This window comes from Daejeonella sp., assembly GCF_046590655.1.
In the GTDB taxonomy this organism is placed as follows: domain Bacteria; phylum Bacteroidota; class Bacteroidia; order Sphingobacteriales; family Sphingobacteriaceae; genus Daejeonella.
In genome coordinates, this window is record NZ_JBKJUM010000037.1 from 1 (window position 1) to 7,009 (window position 7,009).

The following is a 7,009-nucleotide window of genomic DNA, read 5'->3' on the forward strand; positions in this document are numbered from 1 at the left end:
GTAACTTCAGCAGAAAGATCTGAGTTTTTTAATTTAATATGACAAGTTTCTATTGCAAAAGGAGAACCATATTTAGAAATAAGATTCGAATCGATGGTGCCGGAACCAAAGCATGAAATATATTCGGCCTGAGCATTAGGAAGTGCCAGCACTGGCCCTACACAATGTGTGGCATAATGCATAGGAGGCAAGCCTTCCCAATAACCCGGCCATCCCGCCATCTCCTGCTGGTGCGAAGCACGTAAAAACTGTATTTTCCCCAATTCTCCTTTTTCATAAAGTTCTTTTACGAACAAAAACTCACGGCTGTATATAACGGTTTCCATCATCATATAGGTGAGACCTGTTTCTTTAACAGCTTGAACAATTTGTCTGCACTCTTCTACAGTTGTTGCCATAGGTACTGTACAAGCTACATGTTTGCCTGCTTTTAAGGCAGCCAAAGAAAGTTCTGCATGATTATTTATAGGCGTATTTATATGTATCGCATCAACAATAGGATCATTTAAAAGTTCTTTATAGTCTGTATATCGATTTTCAATCCCAAAAGCATTCCCTATTTCATTTAATTTTTCAGGGCTTCTTTGACAAATAGCATACATGTTTGCCAAAGGATGTTTCTGATAAATTGGGATAAATTCAGCTCCAAATCCTAATCCGATAATAGCAATATTAATTTTTTTCCCGCTCATGAAAATATTTTTCTAAAAAGTTAGCTTATTTATGATTGATTCTTGATTTGCAGGGTTAATATTCGCACTTGCAGCCCATGTTTTTAAAAATTGCAGCCCTTTTTCAGCAAAACTATCCTGACTGGGCGCCAGGGGACGCCATATACAAACGGCACCAGCAAGTTCTTTTATTTCGGGAGTGAAGCTTTCTATAGATACTGTACCCTGATACCTGATTGCACTCAATCCCCTGAAATAGGCATCCCAACAAGTTTGACCTGTTCCAGGAGTTCCCCGATAATTTTCTGAAACCTGAACATGAATCAACTTATCTCCTGCCAGAAGAATAGCTTTTTCAATATCCGGTTCTTCGATATTCATGTGAAAACTATCTAATAAAACTTTAGCTGCGGGATGGTCAATATCACCGATAAGACTCATCACATCTTCGGTAGTATTAATTAGATCTGACTCAAACCGGTTGAGCGGTTCCAGGGCAATTTCCAGCCCGCGCTCAGCAGCCATCCCACAAACCTTACGGAGATTGACCACCGCCCGCTCCCATTCAATTTTCTTTTGTTCGGATGAAACGGGCCGGGCTTTACCCACTGCAGAATACATAGGACCACATAAAAAGCCTGCATCTAAATCTCTGCATATATCCAGGCAAGACTCGATATATTTAAAACTAACCTGATGAAAGGATGGATCATCATGTGTTAAGTCCCGGCTTGTCCCAAACGCCCCGCAAATCACCGGTTTAAGGTCATATTCTGAAAGAGCTTCCCTAACTTTCTTAACATCAATCAATGCCGGATCCTCAACTGGAATTTCTACAACATCATAGCCCATTTTCTTAATTTTTGAAAAAAGAGCAAGGGTTTCTGTATTAAACGGTGAAGTCCAAAGCCAGGTGCTTACGCCGAACTTTATATTTAAACTCATATATAATCTATTTGGTGACTCTCATAATTCCATTCATAATCCTCCAATGGCCTGGGAAGGTGCACACAAAAGGATAATCGCCGGGTTTGCTTGGTGCAGTAAATTGGAATGTAAAACTTTCGTCAGGATTTAATAGTTTGCTGGAATGCAGCACCTCCTCCATTTGAGGTACATAATCTGTTTGCGCCCCTTTTGGGTTCCTTGCTAATGCATCGGCAGCCTCGCCTACTTTTTGTAAAGTTCCAGGCATTAAAATAACCAGGTTATGTTGCATAAAGTCAGGATTTTCAAAGCTTATCACTACTTTTTGTCCTGCCGTTACAGAGATTAATGTTTTATCGAATTTCATTACATTTTGAATCACTTTAATGGTAATTTTAGTAACAGGAGATGTTTTTACTGGATTTTGAACTGTTTTTACTGAAGTTGTTTTATTCATGGATGGGGATGCCTTAACTGGGCTCTTCAATGTCAAAGAGGCATTTTGCATATTTCCTACAAATGGAAAAACTCCTTCATAATCGCCTATTCTATTTCCGTTATTGTAATCTGAAGCAACACGTACTCCCTCCGATAAAGGACGTGTAAACAATGAAGGTGCTTTTGTCTTAGCAACCTGAGTTTCATTTATTCTCAGCGTTATTTCTCCATCACTTGTCAACCTGGCAAGCAGATCAAATTTTTCCGGCAGTGGGTCTGTAGATGATGCCATGTATCTTTTGCCATTTTGTATTACAAGCATATTTAACTTCCCATTCTGAATAAACAATCCATATCCATCCTCTTTTCCACCTTGCGCCATAATAACACCATTTAGCTCCTTATCAGCTTTATCCAATGATGCTTTGATAATAATTTCTTTACCTGCAACATTGGGAGGAAACAATATGGGGTTCCTTCTGTCCAGTTTGTATACTTCTTCATTCAGGCTTTTAAAAATAAGCTGGCTGAAATTCATACCCTTGACTTCTATATTGGTTATATCAATGCTCTTAGGATAAGCATTTAGAAAACCGTTTTGATGAGTGATAATTGCATCAAATAAAGCCTGCTGAAGTGATTCGTCTGTGGCATTTTCGGATTTAAGACTAGCTTGGTACAACAATTTCCCCATTTCAACAGAGGGTGGCATATCTGAAATGACCAGCATAGCGGCCATACGTGTACGCAGATCCGGATCATTTATCAATCCGGATTTTTGAATGGATTCTAATGTTTGTAAGCTTTTAGGCAAGACTTCTGCGGCAGCTTTTCTTACTCCGGCAGCCGAATGCGACAATGCTTTTATCGCTATGTCTAATGCTTCTCTATTTGAACCATTCAAAACCCCTAAGCCATGCATTGTCCACAAAGCATGAACAGCCGGACTGTTTAGTCCTATTTCATCGACTTTTGGGTTGTTAATTATCTTGTAAAGTCCTGAAAGTATTGTTTGATCCTTTGATTCTACCAACAATCGCTGAGCAGTAGTACGCCAGAACATATTGTCATTTTCTAAAGCAGCTAGTAATCCATTAGAATCCTTTATAGCTAACTTTATAGGCGTATACTTTTTAGCTCCCTTGTAAACGACCCTGTATATCCGGCCACGTTTTGTATCGCGAAGAGGATTGATATAAGCATTTCCCTCACCGTTTTGTGCCTGGTATCCGCCTCGTTCAGATGATGGGGTTGGATTATGCTGAATTATAAAATCATACCAGTCGGCAATCCATACTGCCCCGTCCGGCCCTACTTCGGCATGAACCGGCCCAACCCATTCATCAGAACTGGCCAACAAATTCCATCCATCTTTTTCTGCAAATCCGCTTCCCTGACGTTCCAGTATAGCATTGTGAACAACTCGTCCTGTAGGTTCACTAATAAAAGCAATACGGTTCCAGTATGTTTTTGGGAAATTTCTGGCAGTATACAAATTATGCCCGGCGGCTGCTGTGAACCCACCAAAAACATCAACCTGCCTTAGATTGGGAGTTACTGAATGCATTTCGTAATGCCCATCTATCTTTTTTACAGGTTGTACGGATAAGCCAGTTAAAACTCTTTTCACATACTGACTTGACATAGAGAAATAAGCACTATGTGTATTATTAGCAGTAGAGATGAACACATCATTTTCTTCTGAGAAGCCTAAACCCCAGGTATTATTACTGGTACTGGCTAAATATTCCAAATTTTTGCCATCAGGTGTGAAACGGTAAACGCCTTGGTTAAACTTCATAGCCTTGCTACCTACTATACCGTCAAAACCTGAATAGCCCAGAACTCCCCATATTTTATTGTCAAATCCATATTTCAGATTTGAAGGGCCGGCATGGGTATCCTTTTTTCCCCAACCGCTTATTATGTTCTGTCGTACATCCGCTTTATCATCCCCATTAGTATCTTTTAGGAATACAAAATGAGGCGCTTGAGAGATAATTATCCCACCATTAATAAATACAATACTGGTTGGTATGTTTAAGTTGTCAGCAAAAACAGTAAACTTATCTGCTTTTCCATCACCATCTGTATCTTCGCATATCTTAATCCGATCATCTCCTATTCCGTCATCCTTGCTAATTGTGTTTGGATAATCTACTGTTTCTATCACCCATAAACGTCCTTTCTCGTCCCAGGCCATCGCAACCGGATTGGTAATATCTGGCTCAGCTGCAAAAAGCTTTACCTCAAAATCTACCGGAACTTGCATTAACTTCATGGATTGTTCGGGTGTAAAAGCATGCTGGAATTTAGGTGCCGGATTACGTTTTTCGTAGTTTGGAATTACAGCCTCTTCATATATAGCTAAAGGAGTATTTAATTGCGCCACCTGCTCATTTACTTTATCTCCAATCGCCCAAAGGACACCATTTTCAACCAGTTTCAGAAAGCCTGGCTTCGTCCAGGTGCTGTCGTTATGGCCATAAGCAGTGTAAAAAACACGTCCTTTTCCCTGGTTGCGAACCCATGTCCAAGGTTCGCGACCAGAATCATCTACACGCTCCTGTAATATTGTTATATCAGGATTAATATTGCTGTGTACATAAGTATCCTCCCAAGTCTCGAACTCGGAAATTCCATTCATAACAGGATGGCTTCTGTTAACAATTTTGGCTGTAAACTTATCTTTCTTATGTGATTTAAACTGCCCTCCAACTGCTTTAATATACCAGGCCGAATTAGCGAAACATGAGGATGCTGTATGCAAAGGAATTAATCCTTTACCACCTTCTACAAAATCTTTAAGAGCTTTTTCCTTAGCAGCAGATATAGTGTTATAATTTGCATAAATAATCAAGCCGTCATATTTGCTCAAGTTTTCAGTATTCAAATCATTTGTGTCAACCGTATAGGTAATATTAATACCTGATTTGAATAAAGAGAGACTAAGCAAGGGAGACAGTTTTGAGGAATTATGAAGTGTAGCCGTACTGCCCAAAAATAGAACCTCAGCTCTTCGTGGAATTTGCTGCCTGACGGCACTTTTTAAGGAATCGCTAATCAATAAACTCGCTTTATTGGTTACACTAATAAACAACAAGCTCGTAAAGAGAAGTAAAAATAATATTTTTTTCATTTTATAAAATTATAATTAGTTGTTTACTGCTAATATATAGAAGGTAGAAATGGATTTAAACTCTTATACAATCTATTTTTTCAATTGTCAAAACTTACTAATCCACTTTACGCAGATACGCTACTAAATCAATGATTTCCGTATCTGATAATGTTTCAAATAAGCCCTGAGGCATCATAGAAACAGGCGTTACCTCACGGGACTGAATACTGGATTTATTAATTACCAGAGATTCTTGTCCAACAACTCTGAATTTTATTTGCCGTTCGTTTTCTGAAACCACATTACCTGAATAAGTACGTCCATCACGTGTAGTTATCACGACCAGTTTATAGGCATCCTGAATTTCGCCGCTTGGATTTAGCACATTAAAAAGCAGGTAATCTAAATTGGGACGGTTAGAGCCTGTAAGATCAGGACCTATATTTACTCCCTCGCCATTCAGTTTATGACAGGGCCCGCAAGTACGCAGAAAAAGCACCTTTCCTTTCTTAAAATCCGCATTAACCATGGCTTTATCTGTAAGCAGGCTTTGGTATTTTGCGTACGCTATTTTATCATTTGGAACTTCATCAATAGGACCCCATATTTCAACAAATCCGCTGCCCACAACCCGCCTTAACTGTCTTGCGGTGTTTGCCGGAATGTCTCGTTTAGGAATTGTTTTATCTTTAATGGCATTGGCTAAAATCCAGCCGTATTTTGGGCGTGAGGACAGCGTTTGTACCACTTCTATTTTTTCGGCCGCCGAAAAAGCATTATATTTTTTCAGTAAAATTTTACCTAAGTTTTCATTCTCAAACGCTGCAACAGCTTTAATAGCTTCAATTCTTACCTCTTCCTCATTTAATAACGCAGGCAATTCCTTTAACAATTCCTGACGCTGCTGGGCTGCCAATATCTGAAGTGCTTTACGCCTTTTATCAGCGGAAGCCTGTTTATTTTTCAACAGGTCTAAAGATACCTTTGCCGCTTCCGTATCACCAAACTGTTGGGCAAGCTCCCCGGCAAGTTGTGCTACTTTTCCGTCTGATTGCTGTAATTTGGCATATACTGTTTTCCAGGTAGCAGGAGGTGTTAAATCAGTACGCCCTTCCAAACCATTCATCATGCCATGCATCAGGCTTAATCGATTTTCAGGATATTTACCCAGCGCTTCAACCAACTCACTGATGGCATTTGCATCTACCGCACGTCTTGCCGCAAATTCTGTTACCATTGGGATTTTGCTTTTCGAAACCAGTTCAAGTCCGCGTACGGGGTTCCCAGCTATAAGCGGTTCAACACCGTACCATATCATTTTTGGAAGATTATGATCGCCGGCATCTTCACCATGTTTAACCAGTTCTGCCGCAATATTCCACTGTGCATTTTTATTAATACGCTGCATTGCTGAAGCCAGGTATAAACGCACTACAGGTGAAGCATCCCGGCGGGCCATTTCTGTAAATTTCTCCAACGCCTTTTCCGAAGGGGATTTATCTTCGCACAGCAGCTGAATTGCCCATGAACGAACGTGTTCATCTTTATCATCAAGCGCTTCTGTAAGCATATTTTCTGTAAAACTTTTAGTGACATGCAAAGCCCACATCGCCCTTAATCTATAATCGGGATTGGCATGTTTTTTATAAATTTGAAGCAACTGTTTATGGGTCGATTTTTTAAACGTTCCTTTGGAAGCACGATACTGTAAAATAACCCTTGCTCTTCTGGCATGCCAGTCGCTCTTACTTGTTTGAAATTCAACCAGCTGTTTATCACTCATCTCACTTAAATCATCATAACGGCCATTAAAGTTTTGTGCTTTAGATTCTTTAGGTGTAATTCTGAAGAT

4 protein-coding genes are annotated in these 7,009 nt (G+C 39.7%); all 4 read right to left on the minus strand.

Translation table 11 applies throughout. The annotated features are described in order from the left end of the window. A partial coding sequence (locus tag ACLL8Z_RS03965) for a Gfo/Idh/MocA family protein (protein ID WP_411273462.1) occupies positions 1-692 on the minus strand: 692 nt, incomplete at its 3' end. A 12-nt stretch (positions 693-704) separates the two neighbouring features. Continuing rightward, positions 705-1,616: a sugar phosphate isomerase/epimerase family protein gene (locus ACLL8Z_RS03970; protein WP_411273463.1), complete on the minus strand. Its 912-nt coding sequence runs from the start codon at positions 1,614-1,616 to the stop codon at positions 705-707. Positions 1,617-1,623: 7 nt separating this feature from the next. Continuing rightward, the gene (locus ACLL8Z_RS03975; protein WP_411273464.1) at positions 1,624-5,175 is read right to left on the minus strand and encodes a PVC-type heme-binding CxxCH protein; all 3,552 of its coding nucleotides are present in this window, start codon (positions 5,173-5,175) and stop codon (positions 1,624-1,626) included. 97 nt (positions 5,176-5,272) lie between these two features. Beyond that, on the minus strand, positions 5,273-7,009 hold a 1,737-nt coding region (locus ACLL8Z_RS03980; RefSeq protein WP_411273465.1), incomplete at its 5' end, for a HEAT repeat domain-containing protein.

What these genes read in the sequence shown, in the direction of transcription:
- ACLL8Z_RS03975 (WP_411273464.1), bottom strand. Translation starts at nt 5,175, where the DNA reads ATGAAAAAAATATTATTTTTACTTCTCTTTACGAGCTTGTTGTTTATT.
- ACLL8Z_RS03970 (WP_411273463.1), bottom strand. Translation starts at nt 1,616, where the DNA reads ATGAGTTTAAATATAAAGTTCGGCGTAAGCACCTGGCTTTGGACTTCA.